6 protein-coding genes are annotated in these 22,547 nt (G+C 66.2%); 4 read left to right on the top strand and 2 right to left on the bottom strand.

Annotated elements, in window-relative coordinates; translation table 11 throughout:
• Positions 1-773 precede the first annotated feature (773 nt).
• Both VNZ93_RS03885 and VNZ93_RS03880 read right to left on the bottom strand, forming a co-directional pair.
• Positions 774-14,381 (bottom strand): filamentous haemagglutinin family protein, encoded by a 13,608-nt coding sequence (locus tag VNZ93_RS03885; RefSeq protein WP_325700354.1) that lies wholly within the window; start codon positions 14,379-14,381, stop codon positions 774-776.
• Between the two features lie 139 nt (positions 14,382-14,520).
• Entirely contained in the window at positions 14,521-18,051 is a 3,531-nt protein-coding gene (locus VNZ93_RS03880) for an autotransporter domain-containing protein (RefSeq protein ID WP_325700351.1), read from the bottom strand.
• A gap of 762 nt (positions 18,052-18,813) precedes the next feature.
• On the opposite strand from VNZ93_RS03880, the gene VNZ93_RS03875 reads away from it, so the two are divergent.
• From VNZ93_RS03875 to VNZ93_RS03860, 4 genes are all read left to right on the top strand, one after another.
• On the top strand, positions 18,814-19,473 hold the full coding sequence (locus VNZ93_RS03875; protein ID WP_325700348.1) for an STN domain-containing protein: 660 nt from the start codon (positions 18,814-18,816) through the stop codon (positions 19,471-19,473).
• Entirely contained in the window at positions 19,470-20,195 is a 726-nt protein-coding gene (locus tag VNZ93_RS03870) for an energy transducer TonB (protein WP_325700345.1), read from the top strand. The genes VNZ93_RS03875 and VNZ93_RS03870 overlap by 4 nt, the downstream gene beginning before the upstream one ends.
• A 190-nt stretch (positions 20,196-20,385) precedes the next feature.
• Positions 20,386-20,943: an RNA polymerase sigma factor gene (locus VNZ93_RS03865; RefSeq protein WP_325700343.1), complete on the top strand. Its 558-nt coding sequence runs from the start codon at positions 20,386-20,388 to the stop codon at positions 20,941-20,943.
• 404 nt (positions 20,944-21,347) lie between these two features.
• Positions 21,348-22,343 (top strand): FecR family protein, encoded by a 996-nt coding sequence (locus tag VNZ93_RS03860; RefSeq protein WP_325700341.1) that lies wholly within the window; start codon positions 21,348-21,350, stop codon positions 22,341-22,343.
• The last annotated feature ends 204 nt before the right edge of the window (positions 22,344-22,547 follow it).

Raw genomic sequence — 22,547 nt, 5'->3', positions numbered from 1 at the left:
CTGTTGCGCGACTGCCGCAGGATCGTGCCGATCTTGGCCGGGAGCTTGGTGCTTCGTTGTCGTCCCAGTTCGGTCAGGCAGCATCAATTCGCTCGAAAGAAGGCTGCTCGAATGATCAACAGACTCAGTGTTTAATGTGCTGCGGACGGTGAGGGGATAAATCTCGCCGAGGCATCGATCGAAAGGCTTCTGTCCATCGCAGCAGCCAATCTGGAGCAGGCCTTTTGCCGGCTGATAGACGGCGCTCTCGCCGCTGTAGCTGTCGCACAGAACGAGCCATGCCTCGTCATTCTGAATCACGAGCGCGATAACTTCCTCCGGCGAGACATAATCGCGATCACATGCTTTTTGATAGAGCTTACGCCAGCCTGCGGTCTCGAGCCGTTCCAGGATGAGATTTGCTGCGCGCGCGCTCTGCGGAGCATCGCGCAGGCGCTTGTCGTGGGCCTCCGGCCTCTCGGTATAATCTTTGCGCTCAGATAGAAACGAGCCGACGCGAATTGCCCGCCAGTCGACGTCATTGGAGACGCCGTTGAACCTCGCCGGACAGGAGGCGACGATCACCGGACCGTCGCCGAGCACGCGTAGATCGGCAACCGCATCAGCAAGAAGCGATAGAAGCTTTTCGCAGGCTTCCGTATTGCGGATCGTGGTCGGATGTTGGACGAGGTGCGTCATGTCGGTTGCCGACGAAGAGAACGTGCGATCCTGGGCATCGGGCAACGGCAAAGCGCATGCCGCGCTTTGCCGTTGCATCGACGCGGATGCGCACCTCACTCTCTTTTCTTCTGCTGGCCGTTGTTGTTTGTCGAACCGCCGCCGATCGGAGTAGGCGTGCTGCCCTCGGCGCCGCTTCCGCCAAAGCCAAGCACCTCGACGATGATGATCGACGGCTGCGCCTGGGTTTCCTGCTTCTGCTCGCCCATTTGCTTGGCCGCCTGGCCGGCGGCGTTCGACGCTTCCGAAAGCCCACCGATGTTCGGCGCGACCAGGGTCGGCAGACCGGAGACATTGCCGGAGGCGCGGAAGTTGTCGGCGTTGGCGATGGTCAGCGCGGCGACGCTGATGTCGCCGGCCGAGCGCACGCCGGCGTCGCCCGCGTCCACGGTGCCGCGCGGCGCCAGCAGATAGACGTTCGGCGCCGGCTCGCCCGGTTTGGCCGGGAAGGTGGCGATGCCCGCGCCGGTGGTGGCGCCGGTGCGGTCCACCGTCGGGATCATGTCCTCGTTGAGCCGCACCACCACCGGCGGGAAGTTCGGCGTGGTCTTCGCCCCCTGGCCGCCGTTGAGGTCGGCGTTCGACGACCACATGGTGATGTCGCCGCCCGACACCGTGAACAGCCGGCTCTGGTTGAGCAGGAAGTCGCCGTCGGTGAAGGTGTTGATGAAGCCGCCGCGCTGGGTCAGCACGCCCTCGAAGCCGGGCGGGATGGCGAGTATGTAGGAGCCGTTGCCGCCATAGGTGATGTTCTGCACCGGCTTGAACAGGCTGAGCCCGACATAGTTGCGGCGCTCGATCTGGGCACTGGTGGCGACCACCGAGCCGGCGAGCACGCGCCCGCCGGGGCCGAGGATGGTGACGTTGCCGCCATACAGCGTCTCGATCGTGGCGAGCCGCAGGTCGAGGTCGCCGGTGTGCACCATGTTGTCGCTCTTGGCGCCGCCGTCGAGCCCGTTCTCGGTGTAGCCGAGCGAGGCCGGGAACAGCGTGTTCACCGCGGTGTAGCCGCGCGAATACTTCAGGTAGGACTCGCTGGTGGAATCGGCCGGCGCGCGCAGCTCGTTGAAGTAGACCTCGTCGAGCAGGAACGGCCGCTGGCGCAGCCCGGACAGCGTCAGGAACGTCGCATAGGCGTCGTCGGCGCTCACCTCCGCGGTGCCGTAGGCTGCCTTCAACTCCGCGGCGGCGTTCTTCTTCATCCAGGCGAGCAGCTTGGCGCCGTAGTCGCCGAGTGCGTTGCCCGGTGCGCCGGGCGCGACGTAATAATCGCGCAGCGCCGCGTAGTCGGCGCCCTTGGCGGTGCCGAACGTCGCGGTGATGTTGGCGCTGACCGCCGGCAGGTACGGGTTCCACTCGTTGCCGACGGTGATAATGCCGCCGCCGTAGCGGAGGGTCGGCATGGTGGAGCTGTTGGAGTCGTAGATGTCGGCCGAGTTGAGGAACGGGCCGAGATTGCGGCCGGCCTCGACCGACAGGTCGCCCGGGCCGCCGAGGATGAAGGTGTTGCCGAGCATGGTCGGCTGCGGGCTGCGGGTGTGATAGGTGATCGGGCTCGTCGAAAAATCAAGATACAATGCGCCCACTAGCGACGAGGTGCCGATGATGTCGCGGCCGGCGACCACCCGCGTCATGTCGGACGGGTCGAGGTTCTGGCCCAGGAAGATCATGTTGACGATGTCGTTCCCGGCATAGACGCGAGCCTGCTTGGGCAGCGACAGGCTGAGTCCCGAGTCGGCGTTGCCGATGTCGCCGCCGGCGAGGATATAGACCGGATCGTTGTCGCGGGGGTTGCTCAGCGGATCGACATGCTGCCGCTTGAGCTGCGGCACGCTCAGCGTGCTCTTGTAGCGCGGGAAGCCGACGGAGTCCCACTGGTAGGGCCGGTTGGTCCGGCTGTCGAAGTTCGCGTTCAGGATGATGTAGAGGGTGCTGCCGCCCAGCGTGAACAGGCCCGGCAGATAGTTGGGGTCGATGTCCAGCATGGCGATCTTGGACGGCAGGATGTCGCCGCCGGCCATGATATGGAGCTGTCCGTGGGGGCTCGGCGCCATCAGAAGCTCGACCGGCGCAGTGACGTTGTAGGACGGCAGGATCTGTCCGACCTTGCCGGTGGTGTAGTCGAGGCCGGGTTTGAACGTCACCGGCGCCGCGTAGGTCTTCAGGTTGACGTCGCCGGTCAGCGCGGTGGCGCTGAGCGTGCCGGGATAGACCGCGACCGCGCCGGCGCCGTTCGCCGCCACCGTCGTCATCTGGATGTTGTTGTTGACGGTCACCGAGCCGCCGGCCGAAAGGTGCAGCGCGGCATGGGGCGAGTAGAAGCCATCGAGCGGGGCGATGCCTTTGAGCTCGATGTCGCCGCCGGCCCTCATGTCGACCGTGGCGTCGTCGATCCGCACCCTGGTCTCGTTGAGGATGGTGGTTGCCAAGGTGGGCGTGCCGTATTGCGCATAAAGCTGCCAGCTCGGCGTGCCGTTCAGATCGACATAGCTGAAGCTTGAAGCAGCGCCTTCCCCCGTCCGGATCGGCGCGGCGGCACCGATGTTGCCGCCGGCGGTCATCTGCACGGTGCCGGCGGGCACGTCCACGCGGGCGGCGAGGATGTCGCCGCCGGCGCGGATCGCCACGTTGCCGCCGCCGAAGGTGAACAGCACGCTGGTGGTGAGCCCGCCGCCGGGCGGCGTCATCGTGGTGCTGGCGAGCGAGGTCTCAGAGACCACGGTGATGTCGGACACGGAGTGGCCCGCGTCGATGGTGACGTTGCCGCCGCCGAGCGCGCCGATGCCCTCGCGGAACAGTTGGGTGCTGATGGTCGCGGTGGGACGGCCGCCGACGCCCGGGCCTTCGTCCACCCGGCGCCAGGGCTGCTCCGGCAGCGCGCCGCGCTCGATCGTGCCTTGCTGGTAGGGGGGGACGATCATGCCGAACCAGGGATGCACCGGCGTCCAGCCGGTGCTTTGGTTCGCGGCTAGCGTGCCCGGCCGCAGGTCGCGGCGGCTCAGCACGCTGCCCTGCACGGTCACGTCTATGTCGCCGCCGCCGGTGAGGGCCACGGCGTCGGCCGCCAGGGTGCCGAGAGCGCCACCATAGTTGAATCTGGCGTTGTTCACCATAAAAGGCGTCGCGAAGATCGACGCCGCCGGCGTCGGCGTCGCCACCGCGACCGGCGCGCCCGTCACCGGGTCGGGCAGAACGGCCGCGACCGGAGCGACGAGGTGGCCGGCGGTGTAGACCGCGACGCCGCCGAGCTGGCTGCAGCTCGCGCTGGGCGTCGCGCAGGCGGTGCCGGAGGCGGTGACGTAGGCGACAGGACCGTCGGTGAGGTCGAGGTCGCCGCCGGCGCCGAGCCGGATGCTGCCGGTGCCGCTGCGCACCATCGTGCGCACCATGGTCGCCGCTCCGGCGTTGTTGCTGGAGGTGGTGGTGGGAGCCGGCAGCGGGAGCGCGCCGGACACCGCCGTCACGCCGCGCAGGTTGGCCTCGATCTGCGGCATCGCCGGGATCAGCCTCTCGGCGACGAACAGCTTGAAGTTCTTCACCGACATGGCGATGAAGGTGGTCGAGGCGTCGGTCGCGGACAGCGTGTCACGCCGCCAGCCGGTGTTCGGGTCGGTGCTGTTGAGCACCAGGCCGTGCTCGGCCGCAAAGGCGGCGAACAGGTTCAGCACCAACGCGCGGTTGGGGTCGTCGCTGGCGACGTTGGTGCGTCCGAGATAGAGCAGCGCGACCGAGGTGTCGCTGACACCGCGGAACGCGGCCGGGTTGGTCGCCTGCGCCAGCCAGTCCGCGAGCGTGAGCATGCCGCCCGCGGTCGGACGCGTGGTGCCGGAGAAGCTTGCACCGCCGCCGGAGTTGGTGTTGAGGTTGTCCACCATCAGGCCGGGGACGTTCACGCCGTCCGAGCTCGTCAGGGGGGAGCCGGCGGGCGGCTGGTAGAACGAGCGTCCGATCACGGTGAGGTCGGCCGCGGACGCCGGGTTGATCCGGAACGGATCGGCGCTGGCGTCGAGGACCGAGCCGCTGGCAAGGCCCGCGGCGCCGGCGACCAGCATGTAGGATGTCGATGGCGCGGCCTTGCCGCCGGGCAGCAGCGGGAACACCACGGCGCTGCCGAGCGGATCGCCGCCGCCGTCCACGTTGCCGAGCCCGTCGGAGGCCCGGTAGGTGCCCTGCGCCGCCGGCGAGTTGCCGAGGGTGGAGTAGGGCACGTTGGTGGTATCCGCGGTGAGCGCGGTTTGCGCGAGGAAGCCCGCGCTGCGGGCCGCGACCGAGAGGCCGAGATAGATCTGCGGCGCGGAGGTTCCGGTCCAGGCGCTCCACTCGGTCAGGTTGTTCAGGCCGCTGCCGGAGTTGAAGCCGCCGTTGAGGGTGACCACGTAGTCGGTGCTGTAGGTCTTGTTGAGCGCCTGCCGGTAGGTCCGGTCGGTCTGGTCGCGGAACATGAAGAAGCCGTCGGTCAGGCTGCCCTTGAGGGTCACCGCGCCGCCCGCGCGCAGCGACAGCACCGGGGCCTCGCCGTTCACGTCGCCGTGGTTGGTGCGGTAGATCAGCGTGGTATTTTCTGCGAAAACCTTGCCCTCGGAGCCCGACTTGATCACATAGCCGGTGGCCGGCTCGCCGGCGCGTTGCAGCATCGGGTTGAGGATCACCGAGCCCGCGGCCAGTGCGGCCTGCAGGTTGACCGTGCCCGCGCCGAGGTTCCAGTTCGAGTTCAGTACGATGTTGCCGGTGGCGGCGAGGTCGATGCCCGGCCGCGCGCGGAAGTTCTCCCGCGCGGCAAGGCCGCCGAGATTGCCGTAGGCCGCCGACACGTCCAGATTCTGCACGAAATCGACGATCGTGCCGGTCCCGTTGTCGCCGAGGAAGTTGACGCCGCCGACCGCGCTGCGGGTGCCGTCCACATTGGCGGTGTCGAGGTCCGCCGTCACGTCGAGCGACACGGTGTTGGTTGCCGCGTCGCGGGTCACGCCCGTGTAGAGGCCGCTCGCGGCCACCTGCGCGAGATCCCAGCGCTTGAAGCCGACGAGATCGATCGATCGCGCGCCCGCGATGCTGTCGGCGCTGGCCACGCTGACGTTGACTGTGTTGCCGCCGCCGCCGGCCACCACCGGGGCGCGCAGCGTGACGATGCCGCCGAGGTCGCCCTCGACATAGGCGTAGTTGACCACGCCGCCGCGCATGATGCGCACCAGCCGGTCGCCCGGCCGGTGCGCGGAGGCGTCGATCCTGGCTCCGGACGCGATGGTGATAACGCCGCTGGAGCCGGTCACGCTGCCGTCGTTCTGGATGATCGTGGTGCCCGGCAGGAAGTCGGTGCCGAGCGTGATGTGGCCGGCCCGCGCCTGGCGGGTATCGTCGGCCGCATAGCCGTCGGCATGGCTGTCCAGCAGCGCGCCGCCCTGCAGCGTCACGCCGTACGTGCCGTAAAGCTCGATGTTGCCGCCGTTGACGCCGGAGGTGTCGATGGTGCCGCCGATGATGACGAAGCCACCGTCCGCGGTGAGGTTGACGGAGCCCGAGCGCAGCGTCTGCCCGGCGGTCAGCTCGATGTTGCCGGTGCGGGTGCGCGCCATGAAGCCGCCGGTGAAGCCGTCTGCGCCGACGCGGGTGTTGATCGCCACGAGGTCAATGCCGCCCTTCGTGTCGATCGAGAACGTGCCGCCCTGGCCGCCGTCGCCGCCCTTGCCGTCGAGCGTGACGCTGCCCCAGTCGATGCTGCCGTTTGCCGTGGACAGTTTCAGCGTGCCGGCGTCGCCGGTGCCGTTGCCGACCGACAGCGTGGCGTCGCCGAGCGAAATGCCGCCGGCGCCGAGCGCCGACAGCGTCAGTGTGCCGCCGAGCGCGGATTTCGTCTGCGGGTCGAACTGGTCGCCGAAGGTCTGGCTGTAGCCGGGCGTCTCCAGCCGCGCGCCGCCGGACAGCGCGATGGCGCCGGTGGCGCGCAAGGTGAGCGTGCCCGCGGTGGCGCGCATCGTCGTGCCGGAGACCGTGACGTTGTTGCCCTCCACGATGATCGAGGAGCCGGGGATGCCGGGGTAGGGCGCAAGGTCGATGGGGCTGGTACCGGCGCTGGTGATCGCGACGTTGCCGGTGGTGCGCAGCGTCAGGCTCGTGGCCGGATCGGTGAACACGCCCGGCGTGCCGGCGTCGCCGATATAGGGCGCGACGATGGAAAGGTTGGCGGCGCCGATGTCGAACACGCCGCGCATGTCGGGCGGCGCGACCGGCGGGCTGAGATAGCGCACCACCGGGGCGATGGCTGCGTTCACCGGCGTGCGGCCGGAGAACAGGCCCTCGCGCGCGGTGAGGTGGACGCCGTTGCCGAAGCCCGCGGTCGCCATGGTGCCGCTGCCGAAGCCGATCTGGCCAGCGACGATGTTGAGCGTGCCGGTGCCGCCGGTCACGGCGCCTGCGGCGCCGGCGTTGCTGAGCTGGACGCTCTTGTCGGCGTTGAGGGTGACGGAGCCGCCTTCGAGCGACTCGAGCGTCGCGGCGTCGAGCGCGACCGACTTGAACTGATAGGTGCCGTTGTCGAAGCCGATGAAGCTCTGCGAGCGCAGCGTGAGCTGATCGCCCTGCGACAGGATCGCCTGCAATTCGGGGGTGATGACGACCACGTTCGAGGGCTGCGCGCCCCTTGTGAAGGCCATGGCCGCCGCGCCGAGCGCGATGTCCCGGCCGCGCAGCTGTGCGTTCGAGCCGATGGAGACCGCATGCGAGGTGTCGAAGCCGATGGCACCGCCCTGGAGCGTGACGTTGCCGACGAGAAGCGAGGCGTCGGGGCCGGTCGGTGTGCCGGTCGCGCCCGGCAGCACCGGGTCGGGCGCGGTGCGCAGCCGCTCCACGATGCGCTGCGGCCCGTTGGCGACCCGCACCAGCGCGCCGGTGGCGCTGTTGACCGGCAGATGGAAGACCTGGGTGCCGCCCTGGCTGGGCGAATCGTCGAGATTGCCGGTGTCGTTGGTGACGATGACGCGGCCGTCGATGACATAGGCGCCGCTGCGCTGGTCGTTGACCGCGCCGGTGGCGATCACCGTCGCGCCGTCGCGCAGGATCAGCTCGGCGGCGACCTGGTTGGTGACGCCGTCGTCCACCGCGAACAGGATCTCCGGCCCGGTCAGTGGATGCGCCGCGTCGTTCTCGATCACGATCGAGCGGCCGGTAATGGTGAGATTGGTGGTGCCGTCGGTGTTGTCGGTGCGGGTCGCGCCGATCAGGAGGCTCTCGGCGTTGAGCTTGTTGAGGCTCTCGGCGGTGAGGTGGATCACGCCGGCCGGCACGGCGTCGGCGGCGGTCGAGGTGATGACGATGCGGTTGCCGCCGATGTCCACCTGCGAGCCGCGGCCGCCGTCCGCCGGCGTGCCGAGGACGGTGGCGCTGATCGTCAGCGAGCTCAGCGGGTTGAACACCAGCCGGCCGGCGTCGAGGCCGTTGCGCGCCGCGACCAGGCCCTGGGAGGCGGCCTGCGACAGGGTGAATTCGTTGCCCGAGGTGAGCACGATGTTGGAGTAGGAGCGGATGACGTCCTGCGACATCACGCTGAACTGCCGGACCTGGTAGTCCGATGCGCCGGACAGCGCGTCGCCGTAGCGGCCGGACACCAGCAGGCTGCCGTCGCCGAGCTGGAACGAGGAGCCGGGGATGACGTGTTTCGTACCAACTTGCTCGACCACGCGCATGCCGCCGGGCAGCATCGCGTATTGCGCCGGAAGCAGGGTGTACCAGCCCGCGGCCAAACCGTTGCCGCCGTCGAGCCAGACGCGTCGTCCGGCGCCGGAAGCCGAGATCAGGCTCGCATAATTGGCGGAATAGATCGGGTCATAGACCGAGACCGGTGCATCGGACAGGCCCGGTACGATCGCGTAGACTTGCCGTCTGTCGGGATACTGGTAGCCGACTCCGCCAACCACGTTGGCGCTGTACTGGTCGGCGTTGAACTGGCTCAGCACGTCGCGCGAGCCGCCGGTGCCGGGCACGAACTCGTAGGCGTAGACGTCGCCGCCGCCGGACAGGTCGACGGTCGCACCTTCTGCAAGCGTGATGTCCTTGCCGTTCAGCGCCAGCACCTTGACCGGCGGGCCGTCCAGCTTGGAGTTGCTGGTCGGGGCGAAATACCATTCGATGGTGTCGGTGGTGGTGCCATAGGGGATCGACAGGCCGCCGGCCGAGACGCTGGTGATGCTGCCGTCCGCGAGCACCACGCTCTGCGTCGCCGGCGCGATCTGCGGCGTGAGCGCCGATGTCGCGCGCATCGGCTCGTTGCCGCCGAGCGTGAGCGTGCCGAACGGCACGCGGATCACGCCGCCCTGTACGATATGCGCGGCCTGGATCGTGAGGTTGCCGCCCGCGGTGTAGGGCGCCGGCGGCGCGTCGGCGCCGTTGCGGCCGATGGTGATGGTGCCGTCGGCGGCCGCCGAGGTGATGGTGAAGGTCGAGCCGGTGGTCGGATAGATCTGGGCGGCGTTGAGCGTCAGGTCGCCGCGCACCGCGATCGCGCCTGTCAGCGTCGGATCGGTGACCTGGAACGAGGGATCGAACTGGCGGTACCAGCCGGCGTAGTCGACGCCGATCAGGCGCATGTCGCCGGTGGCGTCGAGCGTGGCATGGGTCACCGAGGCGTCGAAGCGGACGACGCCGGTGACGTCGATCTGCCGGCCGCGCAGCGTCACGGTGCCGGCCGGGGTGCCCCCGGTGGCGGGCACCAGCCTGTCGATGTTGTTCAGGAGGCCGATATAGGGCGCCTCGATGGTCAGCGCGCCGCCGGTCGAGATCGTCGGCGACAGGATGTCTTCCGGCACGACCGAGGGGCTGGGGTTGGCGCTGTCGTATTTCCACTGCTGCGGCATCAGGATGAAGGCGCGGTCGAGCGTCACCGTGGCGTCGCCGGACGAGGTGACCCCGCCCATCGCGATCAGCGTGTCGAAGCCCGAGCGCGTGATGAAGTCGGCGGAGACCACGTTCGGAGCCGACGTCGCCGGATCGTGCTGCGCGAGCACCGGGCGCACGAACTGCAGCGTGCCACCCCGGGCCTGGACGTTGCCGCCGTGGGCGCGGATGTCGATGCCGTCGAGCGTGGCACCGGCGCCGATCGAGAGCGTGCCGCCGTTGCTCCACACCTCGGTCGGCGCATAGCCGTTCGCGGTCGGCTGGCGCAGCACGCCCGACGCGCCGGACAGGTCGATCACCGCGCCGGGCGCGGCGGTGAGCGTGCCGCCGGCCTGGTAGTACGGCAGCTCGTAGCGCCAGCCGCCGAGGTGGTGTGGCGCGACCGTCGCCAGTGTGCCGCCGCCGACGATGCGTCCGTCCACGGCCGCGGGCGAGGCATAGGGGTTGAGGATCACCGCGCCGGACAGGTCGATGACGCTGTTGGCGCCGAGCCTGATGCCCTCGCCCTGGTCGAGCAGGCCGAGCTTGTAGACGGGATGGCTGGCGATCAGATCCTGGTTGGAGCCGGTGAGCTTGCTCGGTGCCGTCGGGTCGATGCTGCCGTCCGGGTTGATGGTGAAGATGTCGGAGAAGTCCCGGAATCCGATCGGGTCGCGCGAGTTCCCGATGACGGAGAGATCGTAGAGGCCGGTGACGTAGGGCGATGGCAGGTCCCAGCGCTGCGTCACGGTGCCGCCGGCGATGCGGATGGTGCCGTCGTTGATCAGGCCGCCGACCGTGAGCGAGGCGCCGGCCGCGCCGGTCACCGCGCCGCCTTCGGCGACGTGCAGCTCCATCAGGCCGCCGAGCGTCAGGTTGACCGGTTTCTGGTCCCACGCCTCGGTCGGGACCGCAGGCGACAGCACGGAGCGGATGTCGCCGCCGCTGGCGAGGCCGCGCAGCGCCAGCGCCTGCGTGGTGTCGAGTAAGTTGGGCAGCACCGACTGCGTCAGCAGCAGCGTCTGCCCGGCGCCGACCGTGATCGTCTGGGTGGCGAGCACGGCGTTGTAGCCGCCATAGCCGTTGGTGAAGGTCGAGGGCGTGATCTCGGTCTTGAACGAGGTGATGTTGTAGTTGGCGAAGCCCGCGGTGGAGAAGAAGTCGAACGGCAGGATAGTGCCGGTGGCCAGCGTGCCCTCGCCGAGCGAGAACTCGGGCGTGTAAAGGTTGAAGGTGCCGCCGCCGCCGAAGCCGTGCGCGGTGATCGCATCGCGGTCGAACACGATGCGTGCGTTGATCTTCTCGGGAACGACCGGGACGACGATGATGTCGAGGTCGGGGCCTCTTTGCAGGGTCGCCAGCCGCCAGCCGTGGCGGATGCCGAACTCGCCGAAGTCGTAGAAATATTCCGGCCCGCTCTTCAGCGACAGGCTGCCGCCCTTGCCGGTAAGGTCGAACTTGCCGTTCTGGTCGATGCGGCCGCCGCCGGACAGGTCGAGCCGCGCGCCGGGGTTGATCAGGATGCTGCCGGAGAGATCGACGCCGGTCCGGTTGGACTGGGAATTGGGGGGCGGAGAGATGAGCTGCCCCGATGAATCGTAGACCCCGCTGCCGACGCCGCTGCCGATGGTCTCCGTCCAGTAGTCCACGCGCGAGGCGGCCTCCATCGTGATGCTGCCGCCGTTCAGCCAGCCCGGCCCGAGCGCCGCGTCGTTGGATGCGCCGTAGTCGTTGACCCAGCGGCCGGCCACCGACAGCCTGCCGTTGACAATGATGTCATGGTAGCCGGCCTCGAAGACCTGGGGAGGGACCGTGGTCGGCGGGGTGGTGCTGTTGGGCTGGCGGTAAGCAAGGGGATGGAAGGCGGTGCGCAGCACGATCCGGCCCGCCGGCACGGTGACGTTGCCGTCGATCTCGACCCGCGAGCCCTCGGCGCGGAATATGCCGCCGGGGTTGAGGACGATGTTGGCGCCGGCTTCCACCCGGATCGAGGAGGCCGCGGTTCGGACCGACGGGGCGATGGCGACGCCGGCCGAACCGGCCCCGCTCTCGTTGATGCCGAGGATCGACAACTGGCTCAGGCCGGCGTCGGAGATCTGCTTGTCGGTGATGGTGAGGTCGCCGAGCCGCTCGGCGGGGAGCGGAAGCCCGGTCGTAAGCGTGGGGCGGATGTAGACGTACTTGCCGTCGTCGTTGAGCGCGAGGCCGCCGCCGACCCAGTTGCCGTAGTCGCCGTCGGGCAGCGCGGCGGATTCGTCGGCGGTGATGCGCACGTTCGCGCTCGGGCGGAAGATCAGCGCGCCGCCGGCCGGCAGTTCGTCGCCGCCGCCCTGCACCAGGCGATCGTCCCCGGAGAAGGCGGACTTGCCGGTGCCGGCCTTGCCGGCGGCGATCTGGTTCTCGCCGGCATAGGCGCGGGCGTGGAAGGTGCCGTCGAGCACCAGCGCCGTCGTGGCGATCTGCATGATGCCGGCGTCGCGGCCCTCATTGTAGCCCTGCACCCAGCGGCCGCCGGTGCGGCCCAGCGTGCTGCTCCATGTATCGACCTTGCCCCAGTGCGCGTGATCGCGCGTCCAGCCGTTGGCGATGCCGATATAGGTTTCGTTGGGATCGGCGCGGCTGATGTCCACGACATGGCCGGTAGCCGTAATGAGCTGGGTGGAGCGGACGAAGCCGGCCTCGTAGCTGAGCCAGCCGCCGGACATGTCGATCACCGCGCCTTCGCGGACCACGACGGTGCTCGGATAGCCGGTTGATGTGCCGGGGACGTAGGTGCTGGCGTAGCCGACGCCGAGGGTGACGCTGCCGCCCTTGGTCATCAAGCGGTCCACGCCGACGCCGACGAGCTGGTAATACGCCGTGGCGTCGATCAGCGGCGAGCCGATCCACGGCACGCCGTCGTCGCGCACGCCGGAGATGCGCGGGTCGAGATAGATCACCGCGCCGTTGAGGAAGCCCGAGCGGTAGAGCGGGCTGTCGCGCAGCTCGTTCTTCTTGGCAGGGTCGATGACGATCTGGTTCTCCGAGATCGGCACCAGCACGTCGGGCAGGCCGGCGACGTTGATCTCGGCGCCGCGGTTGATGACGATGCTCGGGGCCCCCGCGAGATAGGGATTGACCATGTCGGAGCGGCCGAACAGCACGTCGCCGCCGGGCGCGAGGATGAGCGCGTCCTCGCCCATCTCGGTGCTGGTGGCGTTGCGGCCGATGCGGATCGCGGAGGGCCGGAAATCGGCCAGCGAGGATGGGCTCTGCGGGATGGTCTCACCGCCGGTGTCGGGCAGGATGGCGAGAGTGGAGCCCGCGCCGAGCCGCACGTCGTTGGCGTCGAGGAAGATCGAGCCGTTGCGCGACACGCTGGTGGTGGCCGACAGCACGCCGTCGTTGCGGACCAGGCCGCTGCCGAGGGTGACGCCGCCGCCGTTGTCGAAGAAGTAGCCGTTCACGTTCTGCGGGTTGGCGTTGCCGGGGCTGCGCAGATAGATGTTGCCCTGCGGCACCTCGATCAGGCCGGTGTCCTGGTTCCAGACATAGAGATCGCTGCGGTCCCGCTCGGCCTGCGGCAGCGGCACCAGGCCGCGGATGTTCTTGTCTGCGGCGGCCCAGACAGATTCGCCGCCTCCGCCTTGCGGCTTGTTCGATTGCGGGATCGGGTCGCTGCCGGCGCCGGTGGAGGGCGTCAGCGCCAGCGCCGTGGATGCGGCGGTGAGGATCACCTGGCCCTGCGGCGCGCGCAGGTGGCCGGCGTTGATGACGTAGGGCGCGGCCATCAGGATCAGGCCGGTGTCGTCGGCAGTGATGGAGGCGCCGGCCTCGACCTTGATGGTGCCTTCGTTGCGAATCGGCGTGATTTCGGGAGTACCCCACGGGCTCGTCGTGACCGCCCCATACGGCGTGAACGGTGCCGATTGCATAAGATTGCTGTTCTCGGGCGCCTCGTAGCCCAGCAAGCCGTTCGCCAGGAAGTTCTGGTTGCGCCATTCTGTCGTCGAGGTGATAAAATTCCCGGTCTCGTTGAGGATAATCGCCGGCCCGACGTCGAGCGTGGTCGCGATCAGCGAGCCGACATTGACCTGCGCGCCGGCGCCGAACACGATGCCGTTCTGGTTGATGACGAGCACGGTGCCCGGCGCCTTGACCGAGCCGAGGATGGTGCTGGGCGCGGTATCCAGAACGCGGTTGAGCGCGACCCATTCGGCGCTCAGCTGGTTGAAGACCAGATCGGTGTTTTCTGAAACGTTGAACTTGTTCCAGGTGAAGACCGCGCGCTGCTGCGTCTGTTCGACGGTGACCTTCGTGCGGCCGTCGCTCTTGGTTTCCGAGGGTGCATTACCGCCGATCCATTGGCTCGGGTTGACGACGGGATCGAGTCCGCCGGGCTTGAGGCCGTCTGGAATACCACTTGGCGTGCGGGCCAACATTGCTTTTGCGGCATCGCGCGCGGCCTGTTGTGTTGCTTGCATCGCCTGGATGGCTGACGTCGCGCGTTGCAGGGCGTTGAGGGAACGTTGCGCCGCTGCTGCGGCTTCGGCGGAACTTGTCTGCGCAGCAGCAACTGCTGCGGCCGTTGGAACAGGGGTCCAGCCGCCCATCGGTTTCGCATGGGCTTCCGGCATGGACATGGCCAAAGCCGCGATGCTGACGCCTGTGAGAAGTAAGTGACGACGCGCTGCGCGAGAGCCGGAAATCATCGCGATTGCGGTTGACAGTCTCGGTCGCGCCGAAGCGTTGCGCGCGGCTTTTCGTGCCAGCGCCTTATCCCTGGAGGAGTCGTTCTTGCGGTGCGGCTTCGACGTCATGGCTTGGCTCCTGGCGGTCGCTCGAATGCATGGGGCGATTGTGCAGACAGCGCTGCTACAGCAGGGATGGGGACCAGCGTACCGGTCCCCTCGAATCTTGTCGGCGTGAGCCTAGCTCACGCCGTGGCTGGGATTTATGTCACCAGCGATACACGAACTGGCCCTTCAGCCGATTTTCGTTGGCGTTATTCCCAAACTGTCCGGACCAGGCGATGCCGAGTGTCGCCGCGGGCGAGAAGTTCAGGTCAAGGCCAGCCTCGCCGTAGGCCGCATCGGTGGCGATCGGCGTGCCAGTCACGCTGAACGGCGATCCGCCGGCAAAGGCAGCCGATATCGCCGTATCAGTGTCGCCGAAGGCGTGACGCCATCCGAGAGTGCCACGGCCCACCAGCGTGAAGGTTCCGCTCTGGGCGAGCATGGCCGAAGAGCGAAGACCGACCGTCGTGAACACCACATCGCGATCGTTGCTGGTGACTGCGAGGGCCGCCGCGCCGCCACGTTCGGCGAAGCTGTCGGTTTGATGGTGCATGTAGTTGAAGCCGGCGAACGTCTGAAGCGCGGTGCCGTTCACCAGGAACTGGTAATTGGTCTCGCCGAACAGATGCGTTGTGCCCGCATTGTAGTCAGCCCGAACGGTGTCCATGAAGCCCGGGAACATGACCGCGCGGTTCGACGCGATCTCGTTCCAGCTATAGATCAGGCCGCCCTGGAAGCCGAACCGGCCTTGTCGCGCACCGCCATAGACCGAGATATGGTAGCTGTCCGCGTCGAGCGACGCCCCCCGCGCACCAACCGAGATATCGGACTGGCTGTAGCCGCCGGCGATACCGAAACGGTACGTATCCCAGAACGTCACATCGAGTCCCGAAATGACGCCGGCGGTCGAGCTCTTCATCTTGGCGGCGTTGCCGTCGCCGCTGTGGTTGAGCCAGCTTCCGAGACCTTGAGCCCAGAGCGAATAGATGACGGCCGGAGGCGGCGCCACGACCGGAGCCTTTCGCGCCATCCATGGCGCCTTGGCCGCGCCTCTCTTGTCGTCCGCATAGTTCAGCGATGCAAAAGCGTCCTCGGCAGCATAGCCGATCGCCCTTGTCGCAGGCGCGCCCGGCAGCGTCTCGCCGCCAAAGCCCCATGCCAGGCGATTGTTGATCGTATCGCCGACGATCAGCGAGTTGTTGATCAGCGCACCTTGCGCGCTGGCATGCGCTTCGCCGGACAAGGCGTCGAACGCGGTGCGGGCTCCGCCGATGTCCTGCTGCACGACCGCGTCGTACACGGCATTGCCGGCGGGCAGGCCGCCGACGCCCGTTGCCGCCGCGCGCTGGTTCTGCGTGAGTGCGACGGAAGCGAATGACGTCGCATTGCGTGTGATCGCGAGATTGACCTTGCTCGGATCCGCATAGTCGAGACCCGCGCTCAGGAACGCAAAGTTTGTGTTCACTGCATTGGCAAACTGCCCGGTCACGCCCCCGGTCGTGCTCAGGATCGTAAAGGACGTGCCGGGTGCGTAGTTGCCGCTGCCCGCCAGCACCTGAACCGTACCGCCGTTGAGGGTTGCGCTATTCGCCGCGATGCTGCCGGTCCCGCCGGTCGGATTGATACCGACGTTATAGATCGACCCGGCGGCGAAGGTGATATCCTTCACGGTCAGCGTGTTGCCGGCGCTCTGAGCGATGGTGCCGCCGCTCGCCACGCTCACATTACCAACGCTGCCCGCGCCGGACAGGGTGCCGCCGCTGTTGACGGTGGTGAGGACCGAGTCAGCGATCGACGCGCCGTTCGCGATCACGAGTTTGCCAGCATTAACGTTCGTTGCGGACGTGTAGGTATTCACGGCCGTCAGCGTCGTCGTGCCGGAGCCGATGAAGTTCACCGAGCCGCCAACGGGCTGACCGGCGTGTGTGGAAATGACGTTGGAGAAGATGTAATTGGATTCATTGTGGTTGAAGTTGATGGTCGGACTTGCGCCTCCCATGGTCACCGTGCCGTCCACCGTGCCCGCCGCGCCGCCGGCGCCGATATTGAGCGTGCCGTGGCCGGCCGGGTTGAAGCCAACGTAGACAGTGGGTGCTTTGATGACGCCGCCTTCCGCAACGGTCAGCGTTCCGGTCGAGGGGCCGGTGCCGGTATCGTTGCCGATCTGGATGGCGAGGTTGCTCTCCATACGCGTGCCGGCCCCGGTCACGAGGGCCGTGCCGGTGCCGCCGCCCCAGCCGACCGCCACCTCTCTCTCAAAGACGAACTGGCCGCCGCTGGTGACGTTGAGCGTGCCGGTGCCGCCCATATTGCCGATCAGCGCAGCGCCGGCCGAGGTGACGATGCCGCCGTTCGACACCGTGAGCGCGCCGGTGTTGACGAAGCCGACCGTCATGCCTGCACTAGTGCTGATAATGGAGCCCGGTCCGTCGACGAGGCCGGTGCCAACGCCCTGCGTGCCGATGTCGAGCGAACCGGCGGTGACGTTGATCTTGCCGCCGCCCGTGACATTGAGCGTGCCGTTGCCGCCGGCGTTGCCGACATAGATGTTGTTTTCGCTGTTGAGGGTGGCGCCGTTCGACACGTTGAGCGTGCCGGTACCGTCGTGATGGCCGATGATGACGGTATTCACGCCCCCGAAATTGGCGACGGCGTTGTCGGTCAAGGTGAAAGTGCCGGTCGATCCGGCGCCGGTGCCGATCCCGAGGCCGCTTTGGGCGGCCTCGAACAGCGAATTGGCCCCGCTGACCAGGACCTCGCCGGTGCCGCCCTCTTCGCCGACCTGAATCGCGCCGTTGGGGTTCTGGTACAACAGTTTACCGCCATCGGTGATGGTCAGGGTGCCGGAGCTGCCGGCACCCCTGCCAATCGCCAGCGTGCCCTGCGGGCCGATGGTCCAGCTCGATCCCGCGCCGGAGATGGTCATGATGCCGGTCGCGGGCGACGCGCCGGTGCCGTCGCCGATCGTGTTCTGGGCCGCCGAGCTGCTCGACGTCACTAGCGTGCCGGCGTTGGTGATGTTTACCGTACCGGTCGCGCCGTTGAAGCCGAGGCGCAGTGCCTCCACATTGTTGGCCGAGCCACCGTTGATGTTGAGCGTGCCGTTGCCGCCGGCGTTGAGGCCGACTGAGAGCAGGCCGCCGGTCATGTGGAGCGCGCCGCCGTTGGAGAGGGTCAGCGTGCCGGTCGCGCCGTTTCCGACGCGCACGCCGGCGTTGCCGGCGTTCCAGGTCGAGCCGGCGCCATCGATCAGCATGGTGCCGGGGCCGGCGGCGTCCGGATTGAACGTCGCGGAGAGACCAATGGTGTTGATGCCGTTGGCAGTCTGCGCCGGGGTCGTGGTCAGAATGCCGCCGCCGATGATCTGCAGCGTGCTGCCGTTGCCGACCTGAATGTTGCGGCTCACCGCGTCGTTGGTGTCGATCGTTACGTTACCGGCGGTGCCGGCTCCGATAACGGTGGGCGTAGGCGTCGCCGGATCAGCAAAAACGCCGGTCGGCAAGTCACCGCTCCATCGGCCGGCTTCGGACCAGTTGCCGTCTCCTCCGGTCCAGTTGTTGGCCTGCGCGTTTGCCTCGCCGGCGAACGACAGCGCGACAATGAACGCGCACAGCGCGGTCGAGCCGCACAACATGCGACGCCGACGCGACAGCATCGTCTGGTGACCGTCATTCGACGCGATACGTTTAAACATCTTCAACCCCTTGTCTGTTCATTCGTCCGGCCGCGCCGGCACTGCCCCAATCCAGAACGGCCATGCGGCCATGCGACTCCGTTCGCTGCCGCGCATACGGCCGCGTTTGCCCGCTCACCACGGACAACGATGATTGTTGTGTTTCTTCCGAAAGGCCTGCGCGCTTTGACGAAGCCAAAAGCGACAGTCCCATTGTGCCCGGCGCGAGATCCGTGCTGCTCGAACGTTGGTTCTGGCACGTGCCTCGCACCCTCACGGATGCAGTCGGTCCCCCCACAGAAGACAGGCCAGCCGAAGCAAGGATTTGCCTCTCGCAACCAGGCCCACGTCTAGAAGACACTTGAGCGAGGCCCGACCCGCCACCTTTGACCAAATATTTTTGTTTGGCTGAGACGATTTCGATTCCAGCGTCGATGGCGCCGCAGTGGCTTCGTCACGATGCGAAGGCGTGCGAAAGAGCTCCGAACTGCAAGGGTGCGATGCGCCCTGGGGGATAACAAACTGTCACGGATCGGACCTAAAACGTTGCCAGTGGGCATCTTCGATGAATTTTCGGATCCAAGACGCGTTGTCCAGAGAGGGCAGGTGCGAGATGAAATCAGGGCTGGCGGATGCGCGTCATAGCTTGCAGAAGGCTGTCGGCGGGTTTCCGCGTCATGTCGGTAGAACTCCCGGCGAAGTAAAATGTCACGGGCTGCGATTTTAATGGTTCCCCGACGATCGCGTCGCTGGCCTTTATTGGCATGCGCGCTCGTTGCGGTCGTGGTCAGCTGTCTCGTTCAAGTCGCAGCCGGTGAGGCTGACAGTTTCGGCTCCGCGACCATCGAGTTTCATATTCCCGAGCAGCCGCTCGCCGGCGCCCTGCAGGCGTTTAGCGCTGCCAGCGGCGTCGCCGTGCTCTATGCCAGCGGTGCTGAATCCGGTTTGCGCTCGGCGCCCCTCAACGGCGAATATAGTCGCGAAGCGGCCTTGAAAATCCTGCTCGGAGAGAGCGGATTGGTCGCACGCTATGCGCGCTCCGACGCCATCGCATTGGTCGATCCGACAGCACCGAATCCGTTTGCACCGCCGGACGATTCGTTGCTCGGCGCCGATATGTCGCTGGACACGCTTCACGTCGCGGGGGCAACAAAGGGGCCTGATCGCAACGAACTTTCGGATTACATTGGCGCAATCCAGCAGGATCTTCAGAAGGCGCTGAAAACAAACGGCGCAACGCGTGACGGCAGCTATCGTGTCGGCGTTGACCTTTGGGTTGATCCCTCCAGAACTGTTCGCCGCACGGAGGTCTTCCGCTCGACGGGCAATCCCGTCCGTGATACCGCAGTCGCTTCCGTTCTGCAGGGTGTCGTCATCCGACGGCCCGCACCCGCGCACACGCCACAACCGGTTCGGGTCATGATCGTTGTCAGGTCGATGTGAAATACGCTTTTTCAGACGACGAAGCTGAAATTGATGATGCGGTTGCGCCGACGAGATTTCATGTGCTCGACCGGCATGCCCGCTCGATTCCCTATTTCGACACCCGCTGGCTATGGGGAATTGTCATCATTTCCCCGATCGTCTTCTCCGCAGGAGTCTACTTCCTCCAGCGTATGACGCTCGGCTCGCAAGAGAAATCTGGTTTCCCGGTGGTTGAGGTTCGGCTTGTCGAGCAACAGGCACCAGCGGTCTTGCCGCCGTCGCCCCAAAGCAACCTGACGAGCGAGGGACGCCGTGAACCTCTGATCGAGGCCCCGAACAAGCCGATCCCCGAAGAAACCAAGACAGCAGCGCTCGACCCTGCGCCAACACCGGCCGTTCCCATCCCCGAAAAGTCGTCTGCAACGCCAGGAAGTCGACCGCGTGGCACAGCCACCGGCACGATGTCTGCATTTCAAAGAATCCTGCTCAGCCATATTGCGCGCTTTCGTCAATACCCGGCCGGCGCAAAGGCCGGCCAGCACGGTGTGACGCAATTGGTGTTTGCAATGCGGCGGGACGGATCGGTGAGCGAAGTGTGGATCCGCGAAACCTCTGGCAGTCGGTTGCTTGACGATGCGGCTGCCGACATCATCCGCCGCGCACAGCCGCTTCCGGTGATTCCGACTGACTTGCCGGATCAACTCACGATCCGGTTGCCGATTTCATTCGATCCGCCGTGACGTCGCCCACAATCGTGTGAGGCGGCAATGCCACACTTGGTCAGCGACTGGTGGGCAGCGTCCAGGATTTACCCGGCTGTCATCCATTCGTCATGAGCGACCATTAGCGAAAAGCTGCGAAATTTACGGTCCATAAACGTCTTGTGGTTCGTGGGTTTGATTCTCATCGTTGCGTAGGGGAGTGGGTGAGTTGAGCGCGTCCAATCGCACGATTTTGCAGAGCGTGCTCGCCGCCGACTACGACAACATCGTTCGTAGACTTGCCCGCAGGTTTGGCAGCGCGGAATTTGCCCGCGAAACCTTGCATGAGACATTCGTTCGTCTCAGTGGAATATCCGATCAGACCGAACTGCGCAGGCCGCAGGACTATCTATTCCGGGCCGCGATCAATATCGGGAAGAACCTTCGTCGAAACGAACAGATCCGGGCGACGGACGGAGAGGTCGAAGCGTTCTTCGATATCCCGGACGAGACTCCCAGCCCGGCGCATGCCATCGAAATTCGAGCGGATATGAATGCTCTGTTGGGGGCGATCGCGGAATTGCCGCCCCGGACGCGCTCGGTATTCAAAGCCGCGCTGTTCGACGAGACACCCTATGCACAGATTGCCTTGAATTTTGGGGTGTCGCTGCGCACGATCGAGCGAGATGTCCAGCGTGCCACCGACTATTGTGTCCGGGTGCTCGAGACGCAGGGCCTCGGTCCGGCGCGATCTCAAGACTTAGATGGTTCGCCGGACGTCCAGTAACAGGCCGCTGCCAGGGTAGCCACCTTTCCCGCATCCCCGTTAAACCTTGCGCCGGGTTCGTCGCCTCGGCTCATGACGTCAATTTTTTCGCTGGAGCGTGGCGGGATTGCCCTGTCCCGCGTGTCTATAGATTAGGAAGACATGTCGCCAAATGTTTCCCTGGCATGCCCGGCAGGGGATGATCCTGCCAAGACGCAAATTCGGAGTCGAACGTCGAAGAATTCGGCAGCATGATACGGGTCGTTCCGCCAAGACAGGACCTCCCGGGCGGGAAAGACGGCCACGACACCAGATTCTGGATCGCTGGTTTGCCTTGGAATCACTTAGAAGGGTGCTATGCGGCTGTCATGCGCTATATGCTGCGTTTCAGTGTCTTTTGCTCTTGGTGCGCTGGTGATTGATCGGTGAGCGAGCCCGGTGAATATCCTCCTGATCTCGACCCCCTGATGCGCGAAGCGCTCGGCTGGGTGGTGCGGCTTCGTTCCGGGAACGTTCTAAAATCCGATCTGGAAGAAGCACAACGCTGGCGCGATCAGAGCCTTGAACACGAACAAGCCTTCAGACAGGCGATCCGGCTGTGGCGTCATTTGAAAGAGACGGCAGACGCCGTCACGCAGCAACGCGCGGCAGATGTCGCCAAGCAGAATTCCTGGCATCCTCTGCATTGGAGCACAACGCGACGAACCGTGATCGGAACAGGCCTTGCAGCAACCGCCGCTGCGTACATGGTCTACAATCCGCCCATGAATGCCTGGCCGTCATACAGCGAGCTTCGCGCGGACTACCGGACAGGGAAGGGCGAGCGGCGAGAGATTGACATTGCCGACGGCGTAGCCGTCACCCTCAGCACCCAAACCAGCATTGCGAAATTATCGCCGGAGCGCAATGATCCGCGGATCGAACTGATATCCGGGGAAGCTGCGATCGTGGCTGACCGCCCGCAAGATCGGCCACTGATTGTGCAGGCGCTCAGCCTTCGCATCATCGCTGCGAAAGCGACACTGAATGCGCGGTGCGTTGACGGAATGGTGTTCGCAACCTGCTTTGAGGGAACAGCAGATGTCGAGGCGTCTCGGCACGTCGCGCAGCTGCGAGGTGGGCAGCAGGTGACCTTTTCCGAGACCACCGGGTTCGGAGAACCGGGGCGCGTCGACGTCGAGCAGGCGGTTGCCTGGCAAAAGGGATTGCTGATCGTACGCGATCAGACCCTTGCTGACGTCGTTCAAGAGGTTAACCGCTATCGAGCCGGTCGCATCATTGTCGCCAACCCCGTTCTCGGACAGCGCCTTGTCACCGGTACATTCCACCTTGACCATCTCGACAACTTCCCAACCCAGGTCCAGCAGTTGTTCAGGGTCGGCATTCACGCTCTGCCGGGCGGTATTGTCGTTCTGACCTGATCAGTCTCGCCTAAGTTATTCGATAGAAAGTCTTTTTCGCCGAGCCACCACTTTGCTGCGTGGTCTCGCAAACACGATCTCCCTCATTTCTCAAAATATTTGCGCAAAGCGTGGCGGGTCGGGCCTCGCTCAAGTGTCTTCTTAGCATGGAGGCTTTTGTTCGCGATCCCGGATCGCGGGCAAGCGCTTTTGCGCAGAGGACGA

It is taken from the genome of Pseudorhodoplanes sp., assembly GCF_035565795.1.
Classification (GTDB): domain Bacteria; phylum Pseudomonadota; class Alphaproteobacteria; order Rhizobiales; family Xanthobacteraceae; genus Pseudorhodoplanes.
This window is presented reverse-complemented; position numbering and strand designations above follow the sequence as displayed.